The sequence below is a fragment of the Providencia huaxiensis genome, from assembly GCF_002843235.3.
Lineage (GTDB): Bacteria > Pseudomonadota > Gammaproteobacteria > Enterobacterales > Enterobacteriaceae > Providencia > Providencia huaxiensis.
Window position 1 is genome coordinate 1583233 of sequence record NZ_CP031123.2, and the last position, 19746, is coordinate 1602978.

Annotated in this window: 18 protein-coding genes; 11 read left to right on the forward strand and 7 right to left on the reverse strand. The window is 38.7% G+C overall.

Going from position 1 to position 19746, the window contains the following annotated elements; all coding sequences use genetic code 11:
- Positions 1-55 precede the first annotated feature (55 nt).
- Complete coding sequence (locus CYG50_RS08965; protein WP_102138584.1) at positions 56-295, reverse strand: YodC family protein; 240 nt, start codon at positions 293-295, stop codon at positions 56-58.
- A 459-nt stretch (positions 296-754) separates the two neighbouring features.
- Between CYG50_RS08965 and CYG50_RS08970 the strand changes: the two genes are divergently transcribed.
- The 5 genes from CYG50_RS08970 (at position 755) to CYG50_RS08990 (ending at position 5305) form a co-directional block, all read left to right on the forward strand.
- A complete protein-coding gene (locus CYG50_RS08970) occupies positions 755-1876 on the forward strand; it encodes a ribosomal protein uL16 3-hydroxylase (RefSeq protein ID WP_102138585.1) in 1122 nt (373 codons plus the stop codon).
- Positions 1877-2124: 248 nt separating this feature from the next.
- Positions 2125-3750, forward strand: coding sequence for a DUF4139 domain-containing protein (locus CYG50_RS08975; protein WP_102138586.1), 1626 nt, complete (start codon positions 2125-2127; stop codon positions 3748-3750).
- A 75-nt stretch (positions 3751-3825) separates the two neighbouring features.
- Positions 3826-4575 carry a bifunctional NADP-dependent 3-hydroxy acid dehydrogenase/3-hydroxypropionate dehydrogenase YdfG gene (ydfG, locus tag CYG50_RS08980; protein ID WP_102138587.1) on the forward strand — a complete coding sequence of 250 codons (750 nt, stop codon included), beginning with the start codon at positions 3826-3828 and terminating at the stop codon, positions 4573-4575.
- A gap of 82 nt (positions 4576-4657) precedes the next feature.
- Positions 4658-5029 carry a DUF1283 family protein gene (locus tag CYG50_RS08985; protein ID WP_102138588.1) on the forward strand — a complete coding sequence of 124 codons (372 nt, stop codon included), beginning with the start codon at positions 4658-4660 and terminating at the stop codon, positions 5027-5029.
- A 42-nt stretch (positions 5030-5071) separates the two neighbouring features.
- Positions 5072-5305: a DUF1161 domain-containing protein gene (locus CYG50_RS08990; RefSeq protein ID WP_102138589.1), complete on the forward strand. Its 234-nt coding sequence runs from the start codon at positions 5072-5074 to the stop codon at positions 5303-5305.
- A gap of 84 nt (positions 5306-5389) precedes the next feature.
- On the opposite strand, the gene bioD is transcribed toward CYG50_RS08990, so the two are convergent.
- The 3 genes from bioD to CYG50_RS09005 all read right to left on the reverse strand — a co-directional run bounded on the left by bioD (position 5390) and on the right by CYG50_RS09005 (position 8421).
- Complete coding sequence (bioD, locus tag CYG50_RS08995; protein WP_102138590.1) at positions 5390-6064, reverse strand: dethiobiotin synthase; 675 nt, start codon at positions 6062-6064, stop codon at positions 5390-5392.
- A 142-nt stretch (positions 6065-6206) separates the two neighbouring features.
- Complete coding sequence (locus CYG50_RS09000) at positions 6207-7418, reverse strand: ROK family protein (RefSeq protein WP_102138591.1); 1212 nt, start codon at positions 7416-7418, stop codon at positions 6207-6209.
- 91 nt (positions 7419-7509) lie between these two features.
- Positions 7510-8421 carry a LysR family transcriptional regulator gene (locus CYG50_RS09005; RefSeq protein ID WP_102138592.1) on the reverse strand — a complete coding sequence of 304 codons (912 nt, stop codon included), beginning with the start codon at positions 8419-8421 and terminating at the stop codon, positions 7510-7512.
- Positions 8422-8545: 124 nt separating this feature from the next.
- Between CYG50_RS09005 and CYG50_RS09010 the strand changes: the two genes are divergently transcribed.
- The 3 genes from CYG50_RS09010 (at position 8546) to tus (ending at position 11534) form a co-directional block, all read left to right on the forward strand.
- The gene (locus CYG50_RS09010) at positions 8546-9817 is read left to right on the forward strand and encodes an MFS transporter (RefSeq protein ID WP_102138593.1); all 1272 of its coding nucleotides are present in this window, start codon (positions 8546-8548) and stop codon (positions 9815-9817) included.
- An 84-nt stretch (positions 9818-9901) separates the two neighbouring features.
- Complete coding sequence (locus tag CYG50_RS09015) at positions 9902-10480, forward strand: lytic polysaccharide monooxygenase (protein ID WP_168222839.1); 579 nt, start codon at positions 9902-9904, stop codon at positions 10478-10480.
- A gap of 136 nt (positions 10481-10616) precedes the next feature.
- Complete coding sequence (tus, locus tag CYG50_RS09025) at positions 10617-11534, forward strand: DNA replication terminus site-binding protein (RefSeq protein WP_102138594.1); 918 nt, start codon at positions 10617-10619, stop codon at positions 11532-11534.
- A 59-nt stretch (positions 11535-11593) separates the two neighbouring features.
- Here the strand turns inward: tus and fumC are convergent, their stop codons facing one another.
- Positions 11594-12991 carry a class II fumarate hydratase gene (gene fumC / locus CYG50_RS09030; protein ID WP_102138595.1) on the reverse strand — a complete coding sequence of 466 codons (1398 nt, stop codon included), beginning with the start codon at positions 12989-12991 and terminating at the stop codon, positions 11594-11596.
- Positions 12992-13170: 179 nt separating this feature from the next.
- Between fumC and manA the strand changes: the two genes are divergently transcribed.
- From manA to add, 3 genes are all read left to right on the forward strand, one after another.
- On the forward strand, positions 13171-14346 hold the full coding sequence (gene manA, locus CYG50_RS09035) for a mannose-6-phosphate isomerase (RefSeq protein ID WP_102138727.1): 1176 nt from the start codon (positions 13171-13173) through the stop codon (positions 14344-14346).
- Between the two features lie 106 nt (positions 14347-14452).
- Positions 14453-16096 (forward strand): YdgA family protein, encoded by a 1644-nt coding sequence (locus CYG50_RS09040; RefSeq protein ID WP_168222840.1) that lies wholly within the window; start codon positions 14453-14455, stop codon positions 16094-16096.
- Between the two features lie 194 nt (positions 16097-16290).
- Positions 16291-17292: an adenosine deaminase gene (gene add, locus CYG50_RS09045; protein WP_102138597.1), complete on the forward strand. Its 1002-nt coding sequence runs from the start codon at positions 16291-16293 to the stop codon at positions 17290-17292.
- 255 nt (positions 17293-17547) lie between these two features.
- Here the strand turns inward: add and CYG50_RS09050 are convergent, their stop codons facing one another.
- Both CYG50_RS09050 and CYG50_RS09055 read right to left on the reverse strand, forming a co-directional pair.
- A complete protein-coding gene (locus CYG50_RS09050) occupies positions 17548-18525 on the reverse strand; it encodes a bile acid:sodium symporter family protein (RefSeq protein WP_102138598.1) in 978 nt (325 codons plus the stop codon).
- A gap of 60 nt (positions 18526-18585) precedes the next feature.
- Positions 18586-19629 carry an oxidoreductase gene (locus CYG50_RS09055; protein WP_102138599.1) on the reverse strand — a complete coding sequence of 348 codons (1044 nt, stop codon included), beginning with the start codon at positions 19627-19629 and terminating at the stop codon, positions 18586-18588.
- Positions 19630-19746: the final 117 nt, after the last annotated feature.

Genomic DNA, 19746 nt, shown 5'->3' on the forward strand with positions numbered 1-19746 from the left:
ATACTATCTATTAACGTTTAAATGCAAACAAAATAGATAGTATATAATTAATATATTAAATATTATTCACACCAAAACCAGATAGATCATCAACATCATTGGGATTACTATTTTTAATTATAGCCTTATCTAACATATGTTCAGCAAAAACATCATTATGTAGATTATTTTTTTCAAACCAACAACAGTGGACATGAAAGAAATCATTTCCAGCATATTTAACTGATTTTTCAACAGTCATACTCGGACCGCCAGATTTAAGAACAACAACATCGCCATTAGCAAATTTACTCATATACACACCTCTAATTACGTTTAGGTTCTTCTAATAAATAAGGTCAATTTTAGTAAAAACAAGGTTAAAATATAATTTATTTGATTCGCACAATGCACTCTATGTGTAAAGACGAACCTTCCCGATTGCGGTAAACCCCAAAACCATTCTACCGCAATCGCTCAGAACCCTTTTGTAACATAGCGTAATACATTATGCGAACTTAAGTGTGAAATGAAGAAAACCAGCGTTCTGGCTGGTTAATCGTGTTGGTTCTTTTTGGGTTCTAAACTCAGTTTGACTTCATAAATCTTTCGTTTTTCAATGAATTCTATGAGCCATAAGATAGCCAATGAATTCTGGTAATATGCTACAGGTATTCCCACAAAAGTTATTGACCGACGTTTGATACCAAACAAGAATATGACGGTATATTGCTTCTATAATTACAGGCTAATTTACTCATATAGATGTGGTCACATGGCTTACAAACTGAATCTTAACTGGCCTGAATTTTTAGAAAAATACTGGCAGAAAAAACCCGTTGTATTGAAAAATGCATTTCCTGATTTTGTCGACCCTATCACACCGGATGAACTGGCTGGCTTGGCCATGGAGTCGGAAGTTGACAGCCGCCTAGTCAGCTTTATTGATAATAAATGGGAAGCGAGTCACGGCCCGTTTGAAGATTTCAGCGAACTAGGCGAAAAAGGATGGTCACTATTGGTGCAAGCGGTCAACCATTGGCATATACCAGCGGCCGAACTAGTGAAACCGTTTCGTGTACTGCCCGAGTGGCGTCTTGATGATTTGATGATCTCCTATTCAGTGCCTGAAGGTGGTGTTGGGCCTCATATTGATAACTATGATGTTTTTATCATACAAGGTATGGGACGCCGCCGCTGGCGTGTGGGCGATGCCCTACCGATGCGTCAGTTCTGCTCACATCCGGCATTATTACATGTCGACCCATTTGAACCGATTATTGACGTGGAAATGGCACCAGGAGATATTCTGTATATTCCGCCGGGATTCCCTCACGATGGTTTCACTTTCGAAGATACCATGAACTATTCTGTCGGCTTTCGCGGGCCGACTGGTCGTGATCTGCTGAGCAGTTTTGCAGACTATGCGCTAGAACAGGATTTGGGTGGCATAAATTATGGCGATCCTGACCTCACGGTGACTGAAAATACAGGTACCATGGAACCTCATGAGGTTGAACGTCTACGAGCCATGATGATTGAAATGATCAACAAGCCGGATGATTTTGAACAGTGGTTAGGCCGTTTTGCAACGACTCTACGTCATGAGCTGGATATTGCACCCTCAGATCCGCCATATCAACCGGAAGAAGTGCTAAGTGTGTTAAATGACGGTCAAAAACTGATCCGACTGAGCGGCTTGCGAGTGATGCGTATCAATGAGCACTTTTTTGTGAATTCGGAAGGCTGGATTACCACAGAAACAAAGGGTGCAGATGCATTGTGCCAGCTTACGGAAGTCGGCATCAATGAACTCGGTGAAGCACTGGAGAGCCCTGCTTTTATCGCGCAATTAACCGAATTTATCAATCAAGGATATTGGTATTTCGAAGAGTAAGTCGCACCTGCCCAACAAGATAAAACACCTGCTAATGGGTGTTTTGTCTCGGCTCATCTAGAAAAATATCTCTTTCAGATTTCAGAAATTTCTACAGGTAAAAAGAAAGAAAAACCCATTAACCAAGTTTATCCCTTCGGTCCTTGTGCTTTTGCCAGTTTTTAGGTTTTATCTGTTATCTAATAAAAGTCAAATAGGCTAGTTTTAGTCATTATCTTACTTAGTGGTACTAATGTTCGGAGTTAAAAATGACAGTTTCTACTCGGCTAGTCAGCGGCTTATTATTCGCAACACTTTTGGCTTCTCAACACGTGCGTGCTGATGCTGAAACTAAACTAAATAAAGATGTTAAGCTAAATCACGCAACCGTATTTTTACGTGGTGCTGAATTAGATAACACCGTGACACTGTCACTTAATAAGGGGGCGAACTCGGTCATCCTCACCAATATCGCAAGTAATATTGACCCGCGTACGCTATCGATTGATCTTGAACAGGATGATGTGGTTATTCGCTCCGTTAATATCCAAAATATAGCAACAGAAGCTAATTATCCAATGGCTATTGCTGAACTTTTGGATCAGAAAAAACAATTAAGCCAGCAGATAGAGACATTGAATATTGCAATTAAAGTCGGTGAAGAACAATTAAATTTATTGAAAGATCACCGCTTTTTTGGGGAAAATACAGCGAAAACCCTAGAAGAATCAGCCCAGAAATTAAATTTTATTCGTCAGCAGATGTCTAATATTTTACAAGAGCAACAAAAAAACCAGTTGGAATTAGTTGAACTACAAGAAAAAGCTACGTTATTGCAGGCAAAAATTGATGAAAAAATGCCCTCTTCAATTGGTGAACAGACCCAAATTGTCTTGTCTATCGATGCGCAAAAACCGGTGACAGCAGAGTTGCAAATTTCTTATTTAACACCTGATGCGGCTTGGTCTCCAAGTTACGATATCCGCAGCCTGAATTCGCAATCCCCTATTGTTTTAACGTACAAAGCGGACATAGTGCAAAATACAGGCATTGATTGGGATAAAGTTAATTTAACACTTTCAACGATTAACCCGTCTAAAAATATCACGCCTTCTGTCTTACAGCCTTGGCGCTTGTCCGTTTATGATAATAACGCTCAAATAACACGCCAGGCTCGAATGAAAATGCCAGCAGCGCCAATAGCAATGTATGAAGAAAGCAGTGTCAGTGAGAAAAAAACAATAAATTCAGGTGTTTCAGATTTTGTAACTACATCTAACAATGGTGTCAATTTAAATTACCAAATTGCCCTGCCTTACTCCCTGAAAAGCACGATCAAACCGAATTCGCTCACCATTAAACAACAAAATATTGATGTAAAATACAAATATACTGCCACGCCAAAATTGACTGAAGAAGTATTCTTACAAGCGAATGTTGAAGATTGGCAATCACTTAACTTATTGAATGGAAATGCTAATGTATATTACGGAAATACGTATGTAGGCAATTTTATAGTCAATGCCAATCAATTGGTTGACACATTGAGCGTTCCTTTTGGTGTTGATAAGAGTATTCAAGTCTCTCGTGAATCAAATGAAAAGATGAAGAAAAAACCGAGTTTTATGGGGTCGACTATTCAACAAACAGAAAGTTACTTGGTCAAAGTAAAAAACATGCATACGAAACCCATTGAATTGACTGTTTATGACCAAATTCCAGTGAGTGAGGACAGCGATATAAAAGTATCTGCAATAGAGGATAAAAATGCGGTTACCAATAAAAGCACTGGTGAAATAACATGGGATATTGCCTTAGAACCGAATGAAGAAAAGCAAATTTCATTTAGTTATTCGTTGAGCTACCCAAAAGATAAACAGATATTAGGGTTGTAACAATTTTTGTAGTTCTTTTTCGATGGCGTTAGAATAAACCCACACTGACACGACAATTATAACTATGAGGTTTCCATGATTATTTTAGTAACAGGTGCTTCTTCTGGTTTTGGTGAATCAATTGCCCGCAGATTTATCAAACATAATTACACCGTTATTGGAACAGGACGTAGAACTGAGCGTTTAGATGCTCTCCATCAAGAGTTAGGTGATAAATTTTACCCTTTAACATTGGATATCCAAGATAGAACAGCCATCCAAGATGCGATTGCAAGTTTACCTGCACACCTCAAACATATTGATATTTTAGTTAATAATGCCGGTTTGGCTTTAGGCTTAGAACCGGCGTTTGATGCCAATCCTGACGATTGGGATGTGATGATTAATACGAATACCAAAGGTTTAGTTAATATGACTTACGAGGTATTGCAAGTCATGGTTGCTAATAACCACGGTCATATTATTAATATTGGCTCAACTGCAGCGAGCTGGCCTTACAAAGGTGGTAATGTTTATGGTGCAACCAAAGCCTTTGTGAAACAATTTTCACTTGGCTTGCGTGCTGATTTACAAGGGAAAAAAATTCGAGTTACCGATATCGAGCCGGGCCTCGTTGGTGGTACAGAGTTCTCAAATATTCGCTTTAAAGGGGATGACGATAAAGCAGCTAGCACTTATCAAGGCGCAGATGCTCTGACCCCTGAAGATATTGCTGAAACAGTTTATTGGGTTGCTACTCTACCGGCTCACATGAATGTAAATACATTAGAATTGATGCCTGTTTGCCAAACTTTTGCTGGTTTAACCGTATATAAACAACTTTAATTTTTAGTACTATTCTATACAGACGTACTGATACACTTTTAGCTATACTGGGATTATCGGTCCTGTTTGGTAAGGAATTTACATGAATTCACATAAAATGTTGAAAACTGGCTTAACTGCAATATGTTTCTGTCTCCCTTTACTTTGGGCTACATCATCTTCCGCTGCACAATCAACGACATCATGTACTGCAGGCAGTACGTGTGTTTCAGTAGGTCAAGGTGATGACTCTCTTAATAAAGAGCAAGCGCGCCAAGAAAAGGAACAATGGGATGATACCCGTATGTTGCGCAAAAAGGTTAATACTCGTACCGAAAAAGAGTTTGATAAAGTAGATCAGGCTTTTGATGCAAAAGATAAATGCGAGAAAAGCCTCAATCTAAATGCTTACTGGGAACCGAGCACTAAACGTTGCCTTGACGTAAGTAATGGCCGTCCAATTAATAATCCATAACCTTATAGGTTGTTTTATGGAGCTGTTGATCAAGGAGAGAAGATGAAAAAGAAATTATTGTTACCCTTATTTGCACTGGTGCTAGCACCAGCTTTCGCGCAAGCTTCATGTGAAAGCGTAATTGAGGAAATCAAACAAAAGATTATCAATAATGGTGTTCCTGCAGATAACTTTAGTTTGGTTGCAGTGCCTAATGATGAAGTTGACGCGTCTAAAGGCCAAGTCGTCGGCCACTGCCAAAATGATTCTTATAAAATCATTTATACCCGTCATTAATTATAAGTTATAAGTAAAAAACAGGGCGCTACTCATGATGGCGCCCTATTTTTTGATTAATAACTTACTTAGTTCGTAACGTGCTTAGTTAGGAATGGTAATAAGTTCTTGTAGTTTATCTGTATTAAGGTAATGCCCTAACTCTCTTTCTTCTGGCCGCAATAAATACGGGATCTCCCCAATTAATGGTGCCTTAATATGATGTTGTAACCGTTCAATGATTTGTGCGTAGTGCGCCAATCCTGGATTGATGCGGTTTGCCATCCAACCAATTAATGGTAAGCCATCAGCTCGAATTGCATCCGCTGTTAGTAATGCGTGATTAACACAACCATGTTGAATGCCGACGACTAAGATCACACCAACAGGTTGACCTTTTAACCAGTCTGCATAAAAAGTATTGTCATCAAGTAGATAGCGCCATCCCCCATTACCCTCGATAACAACCATGTCACATTGATGATGTAAATGGTCTAGACCATGCTTTATTTTATTAAAATCAATGCTATTTTCATGGCTGTAATTGTCTGTAATACGCACAGGGTTAACTTCATCATAAGAAACAAGGTCTTTAGAAACACTGTGGATGAGTAATGCATCTTTATTTCTGATTCCTTCAGGGGTATCAATGCATTGATCTGCAATAGGCTTATAGCCCACTGCTTTAATTCCTTGGTTATTTAGTGCTTGCAAGATGGCAAGCGTCGATACTGTCTTCCCGACATCTGTATCTGTCCCGGTAACAAATAGATTGATCATGGTCTTTTTCTATCCTGAAGTGACAGACTTATACAGCAATAAGCTGCAAAAATGATATGGATTCAGTTTATTGGAATGGGTAAGTGAGAAGTTTGCGTTAGCTCAATTTTGTGTACGATAGTATAAATATTATCGAATTGTTTTAACCTTGTAATAGTTGTAGTAGCAGTGAACCATCATATAATGCTCTCTGTATTAATGATGTTTCACTCTCCTTTACTGTAAATAAAGATTTTTCTATCGATAAATTGGATGAATACAGAGGAACTGCGTATTTATTTATATGGTCATGTAAACATTTTAAAAACAGCTCAGAACCTTGATTCAAAGGTGAATTGACTAAAATTAACTCACTACCAAATAAATTCACCATCAGTGCTAATGGTTTAGCTAATTGCTGGGCAACTTGATTAATAAGGTAAACACAAAGTCTGTCGTTTAATGTTGCTCCAGCGCAAATTTTTTCAATTGAAATATCGTGTTGATGCAAAAAAGAATCAGGGTAGTTTATTAGGAAATTATTAGCTTGCCGCAATATTGCAGGAATGGACGTTTTTGTTTCTAAGCAATCGTTGCTACCGCAATAGCAAAAGTTATGTTGGTATGGCTCACATTGGGTATGGCCAAACAAAATAGGTCGACGGGTATTCGCATCTAAGGCTGTTCCATGGTTTAACACCATGACATTAATAACATCTTGTAGCTGTAAGTAAATGATGTTTTTTGCTTTTCTTTTCTCCTGATGAGAAAAGTGGTCCATTAACGCCAACGCATCGACTGGCGGATGTAAATAGGTGGGTAAACCCGTTTGCTTGGTAAGGTGTTCCGCAATGGCCAATTGATGGATTTTAAAAGAAGGATGCTGATAAATAACACCGGTATGGGGATCTAAAATACCATCAATAAGAATGCTAATGGCGGTGACTCTTTCTAATATGTTTTGATGACTAGCAAAAAATTGACTAATTAATTCAGAAAGTGAATCCATAAATTCGCTATTCCCTAGCGGTGTAAATGGATATTCTGTTTGCGCTAAGGTAACCGCATTAATTTCTTTCAGGGAAATGGTAAGTTTCTGCTCTTCAATACGGATCGCTAGAAATTGCCACCCTTCACTTTCAATCACTAGCCCTATCGCTGGGCGTCCACGTAAACCGAGTACAGGAAACTCTAATTCTTTGATTAAGTGGGCATCCATAAGCTCGCGTGTAATTTTAGTGATACTTGCAGGCGCAAGCTGTGCTTGTTTTGATAAGGCAATACGCGAAATTGGACCATGCTGATCAATGATACGATATACAATCCCCGTATTTAATTGTTTGATTTGGTCAATATGGCCTGTTTGATTCACCATGGTAATAATTCAATTCCTTTATAAAGCAATGAGTTATTATGCCTTAATCTGTGTATGAATGATTTCGTTTGCATTGAAAGTGTGAGCTTACTCACTTTTGTTGACCAACAATATTGGCCATCAAAAGATTTGTTAATTTTTTGGCGACAGCAGGTAATGCTCTACGCGTATTGTAGACTAACCAGACTTCAGATGAAGCATTAATATTTGTGAGTTTTAAGTATTTCACACCATCAATTTTCATACGTGTGAATGATTCTGTAATTACGGAAATTCCCATACCTGCGGCAACTAACCCCAAGATAGTCATTGCTTCCCCTGCTTCTTGAGAAATGGTCGGTACCACCCCTGCAGATGTTAACAATTGGTTTATTTCATCATATAACGCAGTACCGACATCACGTTCAAAGAAAATAAAAGGATAATCAGCAAGCTGTTGAATATCGACACCAACATCAATAAATTCTAACAATGGGTGCCCTTCATAGACAGCGACCATAAATGGCTCTTTAAATAATAGCTGGTAATCCAATTGTTCTGGTAACACCGTATTTCTCATAATGCCGAAATCAATTCGCCCCGTAATTAATGGTGCAATCTGTTGTTTCGTATTCATTTGGTGCATATGAATAGAAACCTCTGGGTATGTTTCCCGATATTGCCGTAAACTCATTGTGACCTTGTGCATAAACGGCGTAGTTGAAGTAAATCCAATGGATAACTCCCCAAGTTCGCCTTTTTCCATGCGAGCCGCTTTTGTCGCAGCTGCATCGACTTGCGCTAAAATTTGATACGCTTCTTTTAAAAACATCGTGCCTGCTGGCGTTAAGGCAACATTTCGGTTATTCCTTTCTAACAGTTTTGCATTAATTTTCTCTTCAAGTATTTGTATTTGTTGGCTTAACGGGGGCTGTGAAATATGTAAACGTTCAGCAGCCTTGCCAAAATGGAGCTCTTCAGCGACAGCAATAAAGTACCGCAGGTGCCTAAGTTCTATACTCATCGTTTTCTCGATATCATTGATATGTTTAAAATATCATTGTTAATGATTAATATATTAGACAAAAAAATAGAAAGTTTCTATTCTTTGATCGAAATCAAACGTGTTGGTATGACAAGGAATATACATGGAACACTCACAGAATAGTCTTACATCTGAGCAACCTAACGAAGGAATAAGGGCACCCCAGCAAGGAAATACCACACCAAAAAAACATTACATACAAAGAGATGATGCGCTGTATTTACGTGTGACTTTATCTTTTTTTACGGTGGGTTTTGCCACATTTGCATTACTGTATTTTGTGCAGCCAATTTTGCCTATGCTGTCAGAGGATTTTAATATTTCCCCTGCCACTGCAAGCTTGTCATTATCACTGAGTACTGGCTTGATGGCATTAGGTTTATTAATTACAGGGCCAATTTCAGATGCAATAGGTCGAAAAAATGTGATGGTGATTGCATTGACCTGTGCCGCATTATTTACGCTACTTAGTTCCGTCATGCAGAGTTGGCAAGGGATCTTAATTGCGAGAGCATTAGTTGGTTTGTCGCTAAGTGGTGTTGCCGCGGTTGCAATGACCTATTTAAGCGAAGAGATCCATCCAAGCTATGTTGCACTATCCATGGGCTTATATATTAGTGGTAATTCATTGGGTGGAATGAGTGGCCGTTTGGTGACGGGAGTGATCGCTGATTTTTATTCATGGCGTGTTGCCGTGGTAATTTTAGGTTCGTTAGCTTTGATCGCGGCTATTGGCTTTTGGCGCTTATTGCCCCCTTCTCAGCACTTTCGGGCGAGTTCTTTAAAACCTAAGAATCTGTGGGTTAATTTGCATCTACACTTTAGAGACAAAGGCTTACCTTTTCTATTTATTGAAGGCTTTGTTTTGATGGGGGGCTTTGTCACAATGTACAACTACATTGGATATCGCTTACTTGAAGCGCCTTACTCTTTTTCTCAGTCTACTGTCGGCTTGTTATCCGTTATTTATTTAACAGGGACTTACAGTGCGACTAAAACAGGAAGCCTAATTCACAAATATGGACTTGGACAAGTACTCATAGCGTCCATCTGTATGATGTTAGTTGGTATTTTAGTCACATTACATTCAAATGTTTGGTTAGTTTTACTTGGAATGACAATACTGACAACGGGTTTTTTTGCAGCACACTCTGTAGCTAGTAGCTGGGTGGGACGCAGAGCTAAACGAGCACGTGGCCAAGCGTCTTCCTTGTATTTATTTAGTTATTACGCAGGGTCAAGTATTGCAGGTACGGTTGGTGGCTTATTTTGGCAACACTTCGGTTGGAATGGAGTTGCTTTATTTATCGCTGGAATATTATTTATCGGCATTATCATTGCTTGCCGTTTGAAATCAATTTGTTATAACCAATAGGTTAGGAACTAATAAAGGTTAAGCTACCGCTCCTCCTCGTGATTAGTAGATGATGAAAATGTCTATTAATTACGAGGAAACTCAATGAAACCATTCTCACTAAAACTATTTTTATTTGCATCATTGCTCTTTTGTTGTAGTTCTTTTGTTTGGTCCCATGGCTATGTCGAATCCCCTGAAAGTCGCTCATATTACTGCAAACAAGGTATAAATACTCACTGTGGGCCAGTGCAATATGAGCCGCAATCGATTGAAGGCCAAAAAGGCTTCCCCCAATACGGCCCAGCTGATGGAAAAATTGCTAGCGCTGGTATTGGTGCTTTTTCTCCCTTAGACATACAAACTACGAACCGATGGAAACGGGTTATTTTAAATTCACCTAATGTTAAGTTTAAATGGCGCATCACGGCAAAACATAAAACGACAAAATGGGAATATTTCATAACTAAGCCTGACTGGCAGCCAAATGCCCTATTATCGCGTAATCAATTTACACTAACCCCATTTTGTAAATTTGAACGTGTAGAAACTCCAGGGGAAATTGTGGAACACAACTGTGTATTACCGAAAAATCAAAAAGGTTACCATGTAATCTTAGCCATTTGGACGATATATGATACACCAAATGCATTTTACCAAGTCATTGATACAGAAATAAATTAACGTAAAAGTAAAGTTATATACAAGAAAAGGACAAGTGTTAAAATACCCACTTGCCCTTTTAAGCTTCGTTTTATTATTGATAAGCTCGATAGTTAATGGTAATTATAATTATCACCCATTTGAATGTTGTAACTAAATGACTATAAAACAAGATTTGATTGATACGTTCAATGAATTGGAGTCACGGATAAACCAATTTAGCCTCTTGCTGCTGGAACAATCAAAACAGGTTCCATTTACAGCCCATGTATTTCAATTACCTTCAGTTATTAAAGGTGAGGAAAATAATGAAATAGAACAAATTTCAGTACATACACTAGCGGGTCATGATGCTGTGAGTGAAGCAATAAAGTTAATTAACTTATTATTTTTGCAGAATAAATCCGAAGAAATTAGCAATAAAGCCGCTATCCGCTTACCTGGCGTTATATGTATACAAACTCATTTGCAGACATATCGTGACTTTAATTCGTTAATATTAAAGATCAATGAGTTAAAGATGCATATAAAGGCAATTGTCACACAAGTGAATGAACCTCATCGATTCGACTTTATCCGTGACAGTTTACACGGACTGCTGACATTAAATACCTATCGTACCCTCACCTCATTGGTTGATATCGATACAGTTAATTTTGGCTGGGCGAATAAAAAAGTTATCAATAAAGTGACCAAAAATACAGTACTAGACCGTTTACAAGCAAGTATAGATAGTGGCCGTTGCCCTCTTCATTTACCTAAAGAACATTGGCTTTTACAACTGGAAAATGAAATTCGGTTAATTGATTCCCTACCTCATAATGCGGTTTTGAAAACTCAACGCCCTGTAAAAGTTCAGCCAATAGCTCGAGTGTGGGATAAAGAGCAACAGAAACAAACGCAGTTTGCCTGTGCAACACCTTTATTCGTTTTTGCGCTCGAAAAAACAGTAGCAGAAATTAAAATCGGTGAGCTCCCCGATTACCATGCAAATAACATTGCTATTCGTAATCGACCTAAAGCAAAACAGGTTGAATTATTAATTCCTCGATTAAATTTGTATATTGAACGCTAAAAAAACACCCATCTGTAAAACAGTATGGGTGTTATATAAAGCCAGTTTAATAAGCTAGCTTAAGATTTCATGCTGCCAACCATATCTTCTGGACGAACCCAATCATTGAACTGTTCTTCAGTTAAATAGTTTAGTTTCAGTGCAGATTCTTTCAGCGTCAGCCCTTCTTTGTGTGCTTTTTTAGCAATTTCTGCCGCTTTATCGTACCCGATGTGGGTATTTAAAGCAGTTACTAACATTAACGATTCATGAAGTAATTTCTCAATGCGCTCACGATTTGGTTCAATTCCAATCGCACAGTGCTCATTAAAGCTACGCATACCATCAGCTAACAAGCGAACAGATTGTAAGAAATTATCAATTAGCATTGGGCGGAATACATTCAGCTCAAAATTACCTGAAGCCCCACCAATGTTCACAGCAACATCGTTCCCCATCACTTGAGCACATAACATTGTCAATGCTTCACACTGTGTCGGGTTAACTTTACCTGGCATGATTGAACTGCCTGGCTCATTTTCTGGGATAGATATTTCACCAATACCGCAGCGAGGACCAGATGCTAACCACCTTACATCATTCGCAATTTTCATTAGAGAAGCGGCTAAACCTTTTAAAGCACCGTGTGCGTGCACAAGGCTATCACAAGTTGCTAATGCTTCAAATTTGTTCGGAGCTGTAATAAATGGCTGGCCGGTTAATTCTGCAATTTTTTTCGCAACACGAACGGCATACTCTGGATGAGTATTTAAACCGGTCCCTACTGCTGTACCACCTAACGCTAATTCACACACATGTGGAACTGCGTTTTCAATGTGTTTTTCACTATGCGCTAACATTGCAGCCCAACCAGAAATTTCTTGGCCTAGCGTCAGCGGAGTTGCATCTTGTAAGTGAGTACGACCGATTTTTACGATATCTTTAAATTCTTTCGCTTTTGCATCTAACGTTTGATGCAAAATTTTCAGTTCAGGGAGAAGATGTTCGCGGATTGCGACGACCGCAGCAACGTGCATTGCCGTTGGGAAAACATCATTTGAACTTTGACTTTTATTCACATCATCATTAGGGTGAATAAGACGATCGTTACCACGTTGGCCACCGAGAATTTCGCTACCACGGTTAGCTAAAACCTCGTTCATGTTCATGTTACTTTGTGTACCAGAACCTGTTTGCCAAATAGCAAGAGGAAATTCCGTTGGATGTTTACCAGCTAAAACTTCGTCAGCGGCAGCAATGATTGCATCGCCGCGCTCTTTAGCTAATAATCCGAGATCCATATTGACACTAGCAGCGGCTTTTTTTGTGATAGCGAGTGCGTGAATCAACGCAACAGGCATTTTTTCTACAGATATACGGAAATGTTCTAAAGAACGCTGCGTTTGCGCGCCCCACAATTGGTCAGCAGGTACTTCAATTGGTCCCATTGAGTCTTTTTCAATGCGAGTGGCTGCCATTACTATCTCCTTAGGTACATACACAGAATAATTGATTTTAGAATCATCTGCTTGCAGGTAAGCAAATAACCGAGCAGTATAATGCCACAAATTGAATTTCATTTATGAGACTTGGTCGAGCTTATTGTATTGTAGTGAAAAGGAAATCAGTTGATTTTTATGAAAAAGAGAATTTTGCTATGCTGAAAATGATAAACAAAGTCCAAAACTATGACTGGGGCAGTAAAACGGCCCTGACTAAGTTATATGGGATTTCAAACCCCGATAACTTACCAATGGCTGAACTTTGGATGGGGGCTCATCCAAAAGCAAGCTCCGAAGTTCTCGATACGGAAAAAAATCAAAGTATTCCACTTAATGTCTTAATTGATAGCGATCCTGAAGCTTATTTAGGTCAACATGTTGCACAGACGTATCATCGTTTACCTTATTTATTTAAGGTGTTATGTGCTGCTCAACCGTTGTCTGTTCAGGTGCATCCAAACAAAACTTATGCTGAAGTTGGTTTCGCCAAAGAAAATTCAGCAGGGATCCCTTTAGATTCCCCAATACGTAATTATAAAGATGATAACCACAAACCTGAACTGATCTTCGCATTAACACCTTTTAAAGCGATGAATGCCTTTCGCCCACTAAATGAAATCGCTCAGCTTCTGGATTTTGTTTCTGCTGCCCATCCTGATATTCAGTTATTTGTTCAGGACCCCACTGAAGAAAAATTATCACGTTTATTTGCACAAATTCTTAACCTAATGGGTGAACAAAAAGATTTAGCACTTGGTGTATTAAAAGCAGCATTGAACAGCCGACAAGGTGAACCATGGAACTCAATAAAGCAAATGGTTAGTCTGTATCCTGAAGATAATGGGTTATTTACCCCTCTTCTTCTTAACATCGTTGAATTAGAACCTGGTGAAGCGATGTTTTTATATGCCAGAACGCCACATGCTTATCTAGAAGGTGTCGGGTTAGAGGTTATGGCAAATTCAGATAATGTACTGCGTGCAGGGTTAACAAATAAGCATATAGATATTCCAGAGTTGATTGCGAATATTGACTTTAAGCCTACGTTTGCAAAGGATTTATTGAACACCCCCGAAAAATCTGGAAATATCTGGAAATATAATATTCCAGTAGAAGATTTTGCATTTAATATATATTCTATAAGCCACTCGGAAGTTGTGCTATCTAATAATAGTGCCTCAATTTTGTTCTGCATTGAAGGCCAGTTAGTTCTGCATTCAAGTAATGATGAAATATGCGTTAATTCAGGTGAGTCTGTATTCTTACCTGCTTATGAGAAAAGCATAACCATTAATGGCAGTGGTAAACTAGCCCGAGTATTTAACAAATAGTGTCATATTCTGTATTTAACCGTCTTTATTGCATGAAGATGGTTACTTAAAACTTTTATAAATTTATAAGTACGGCAATAACGTACTGAAAGGATGGATGTTTATAATGAAAAAGTCATTAGTCGCGGTTGGTGTTATTGTTGCTCTAGGTGCAGTGTGGACCGGTGCTTCATGGTATACAGGTTCTAAAGTAAAAGATGAACTTGATAGAGTAATCCTCAAAACCAACGATTTTTTTGCTGTAAATGTGCCTGAGTCGGGTTTGAACTTTAAAGTAGAAAATTATGAAAAAGGCGTATTTTCATCTAAAGCAGATATTGTAATCACCTCTGCAGACTCAGTCTCACCAGACGACTCCATTGTATTCAAAACGAATATTGATCATGGCCCATTCCCATTATCACAAGTTGCTAAGTTTAATTTATTACCTAAATTAGCAGCAACACAAATTGAATTAGCTAATAACGCAACCACAAAAGAATTGTTTGAAGCAACACAAGGTAAACCTTTTGTTCATGGTTCCGCTGTTATTGGCTATAGCAAAAGTATTGATACCAGCTTAGAACTGATCCCTATCGAATATAAGAAAGATGATGTTTCATTATCATTCAGTGGTTCGAAGTTCGATGTATCAACAACCTCTGACCTTGCTGCTGTAGATGCAACTTTAGTGACGGATAATTTAGTTATTGGTAAAAAAGATAACTCTGAATCCATGACTTTAAAAGGTTTAAAATTAGTCTCTAATGTAGAAAAGTCACAATATGGCTTCTACACTGGAACCCAGTCATTTGTTATTGCGGATACAGATTTCAACATCCCTGAAACCAAATTCTCTTTTAAAGATTTCAAAATTTCAAGTGATACCTCTATTACTGGCGAAGATGTAAAAGGAAATATTTCTTATAGCATCGCTGATTTAAAAGCATTAGAGCAAAACTTAGGTTCTGGCGAATTAACTGTTGCTATTGAAAAATTAGATGCTAAAGCATTAGGTAAATTCGTTGAACAATATAATGAAGCTTTAGCGCAAGGTTTAGCTAGCGGAGATCCTACTGAAGCTACAGAGCGTTTAGCAATGGAGATGATGTCTACAACATTACCAGAGCTAATGAAAAGCAAGCCTGTATTTACGGTTAGCCCTTTCTACTGGAAAAATGAAGCTGGCCAAAGCTCAGTTGACCTAAACATCACATTCAATAAATGGAACCAAGACGAAATGACTGCGTTAGCAATGTCTAACAAAGTTGATGAAGCTATCAAGCAACTCATTACGTCTTTCGATTTCAATTTAAAACTGAATAAACCAATGATGATCGAATCAATGACTCAAGCAATGATTATTGATCAAGGTGTACCAGTTGATGCAGAAGCTAAAAAAGAAATGAAAGGCATGATCACTTCTGAGTTTGAAGGTGTTCAGCAAATGCTGACTTCAGATATGTTCTCTTCTCCATTTGAAGAAATGTTTATGACTGATGAAGAACGTGCTGAAAAAGCTAAGCAGAAAAAATCACCGTGGATGATTGATAGCGAAAATGACTTAACTATGACTATCAAATTTGCAGGTAATGACCTGACATTCAATAATGATAAATATACCTTAGCTGAATTCCTCACTAAGATGAAAATGATGTCTAGCCCAGAAGATGCATTAGAATATGAAGCTGTACCTGCTCCAGACGCAGAGCCAGCACCAGAAATGGAAGTTGAGCCTGAGTTAGCTCCACAAGAAGCACCAGCTAACTAATTTGACTCAATACCATCTAGTGACGAAAGCCAGTTAATATTAGCTGGCTTTTTTATTACACCACGAAATAAACGTGATATATATCACAATATTAATGTAATAATTAATCTCGTTTCACATTTTTCGTGATTCGTAATTGCCTTTAATGAAATAAAAGTCAAAATAAGGATAGAAAATAGATAAAGGATCATTCCGTGATTAATACACATTTACCTTTAACCGATTTACACCGCCACCTCGATGGCAATATTCGTCCAGAAACGATCCTCTCCTTAGCAGAACAGCATCATATTCAATTACCTGCTACAGAGATTGAAGCATTGCGCCCTCACGTCCAGATTATAGGACAAGAAGCTGACTTAGTTGGTTTTTTAGCAAAGCTAGATTGGGGAGTCGCTGTTTTAGCTGATTTGGACGCCTGTCGCCGTGTCGCGCTTGAGAATGTTGAAGATGCCTTTAATGCTGGTATCGATTACGCAGAGCTACGTTTCTCTCCTTACTATATGGCGATGAAGCACCAATTGCCTGTTGAAGGTGTAGTTGAAGCCATTGTTGATGGTGTACGTGCAGGGTGCCAACAATTTGATATTAAAATTAATTTAATTGGTATTTTAAGCCGCACTTTTGGCCAACAAGCCTGTACAGCTGAGCTGCAAGGATTATTAGCGCATCGAGATCATTTATGCGCATTAGATTTAGCAGGAGATGAGCTCGGATTCCCTGGAGAGCTCTTTGAGTCACATTTTATTAAAGCTAGAGATACTGGGTTAAATATTACTGTTCATGCAGGTGAAGCGGCTGGAGCAGACAGTATTTGGCATGCTATTAAGGTATTAGGCGCACAACGAATTGGTCATGGCGTTAAAGCTATAGAAGACCCTGCTCTAATTGAGTATTTAGTAAAACATCAAATTGGCATGGAAAGCTGTTTAACGTCGAATATTCAAACAAGTACAGTTCCATCCTTAGCTCAACACCCATTGAAAACCTTTTTACAACAAGGTGTTATGGCTTCAATTAATACAGATGACCCAGCAGTTCAAGGTATTGAGTTACGCCATGAATATGAAGTGGCTGCCCCACAAGCTGGTTTAACGGCAGCAGAAATAGAACAAGCACAACGAAATGGTCTGAGTATGGCATTTTTATCGGATAGTGAGAAAAAAGTGCTCTTACATAAAGCTGCTACTCGTTAATTTAAATTTCTTAAGGGCATTTGTTAGAATGCCCTTTTAAATTTTCAAGCCACTTTCCTATATTATTGTATTTCTACGTTTATACACAGACACACGACTCTCCTTTACTAGCTCACTTTCTGTATTCAATGTACAAGTACAGTTGTTAATTTAGCGATTATTAAACCCACTGTATGTTGTAACTAAATATAGCTAATCCTATAAATCAATAGCAAAAATATGAGGGGGTACTAATCCCCCTCAATCTTAGAATACTTATTTCATCGATAACCGTTTAGCATAGCGCTGAGCAAGTACAGCGCTGACCATCAGTTGTATTTGGTGAAAGATCATCAATGGCAATAAAATAACCCCCACTGTCGCAGCAGGAAACAACACATTCGCCATTGGGACTCCATTAGCTAAACTCTTTTTCGAACCACAAAACACAATGGTAATTTCATCTTCTTTGCTAAAACCTAACAACCGTGCAGCCAACGTATTAAATACAATGATAATAAATAAGATAACGCAAGTGACAACCACAATCATAAATAGTGAAAATGCGTCTATTTTCTGCCAAATCCCCTCTACCACCGCTTCACTGAATGCCACATAAACGACCAATAATATTGAAGACCGGTCAGTCATATTAACTAATTTGCGATTACGGTTTATCCAATTGGCAATCAGCGGCCGAGATAAATGCCCCACAATAAATGGCAGCATCAATTGCATTAGAATGGAGCCTATCGCATTAAGCGTATCCATGGCTTGGCTGCCATCAGCATCCATCAATAAGCCCACTAAGATTGGCGAAAGAAAAACCCCAAGAATACTCGACGCCGATGCACTACAAATAGCTGCAGCAATATTCCCCCCCGCTACCGATGTGAATGCAATGGCTGACTGTACAGTTGCAGGTAAAGCACATAGGTATAAAAAGCCCATATATACAGTGGGTGACATCCATTTCGGAACAATCACGGCAAGCCCTAGGCCTACGATAGGAAATACAATGAATGTACTCGCAAAAACCAAGAGATGTAGGCGCCAGTGCCCTATCCCCGCCATGATTGATTCACGAGATAATTTAGCCCCATGCATAAAGAACAATAATGCAATTGCAGCAGTCGTTAAATATTGAAACGCCGTTTTTATATCGCCTTCACAAGGAAAAAGACTGGCTAGAATGACAACGCCAATCATGATAAGTAAAAATGGGTCTATTCTCAGTTTAGCTAGCAAATTCATTCGATTATCCATAATAAAAGCCAGTTATATTAACTGGCCTTATAGTGAGCGTTGATGACATTAAAAGATTGCTTCAATTGTCCGTTTTTCTTTTGCCGAACGTATACCTGCTTCAATAAGTTTCATAATATCTATCGCTTCGCTCGGGGTGACAGGATTTGGTTTACCATGGCGAATCGCATCATATATCCCTTGATAATAACCACCATAATTTCCGCGTTGGTTTGGCCAAGATTGTGTTATAAGCTCATCACCTTGTGACAGCGTCACATTACCCATGTTGGTATCAATTCCCCAATCAGCCCCTTCTGGACGTTGGCCGCTCTTTAAGCAGTCTTCTTGGGTGTCTAAACCATATTTAACATAGCTACCATTCATACCATGAATAACATATATCGGCGTTGGTGCAGCGGCTAATGTTGTTGCATGTAATACCACTTTTTTATCTGCATACTGCAAAACAGCATGAAAGTAATCCACTGCCTGTGCATTAGGGCGGATCATGGCAAGATCAACGTTGATCCCTAAAGGCCTACCAAAATATTGCAAGACTTGGTCTAACAAATGTGGCCCTAAGTCGTACCAAATACCGGCTCCGGGTATATCGGCTTCACGCCAACGTTGCCTAACTAGCGGCCGATAACGGTCAAAATGGGATTCATAGTATTTAATATCCCCTAGCTTACCTTCTTCTAAGATCTTTTTAACGGTTAAAAAACCTGAATCCCATCGACGGTTATGATAAACCGACAGTAGTTTTCCAACTTGCTCCGCTTGTTGTTTTAATTGCTCTGCCTGTGAGACATCTAACGTAAAGGGTTTATCAACAACTACATGTTTTCCAGCTGCCAATGCCGCTTGTGCAAGGGGGAAGTGAGTATCATTAGGTGTAGGAATGACAACTAATTCGATATCTTTATCCGCAAAAACAGCTTCTGGAGATGCAGCAACATGAATATTTGGCCAATCTGCCTTAACCTTATTGGGGTCACTGCTAGAAATCGTTGCCAAATCATACCCTTCTAAAATACCAAGGAAAGGTGCATGAAATGTTTTGCTTGCATAGCCATATCCGATGATCGCGACTTTAATTGGTTTAGACATTTAGACCTCATACAACGATGAACACAAGTGGAGATAAAAAGTACCATCAGAAGGAATGAAATGGCAAATAAATCTATGATAGGATTGTAAATTGTCCAGCGATTTTGCCAAAATGGG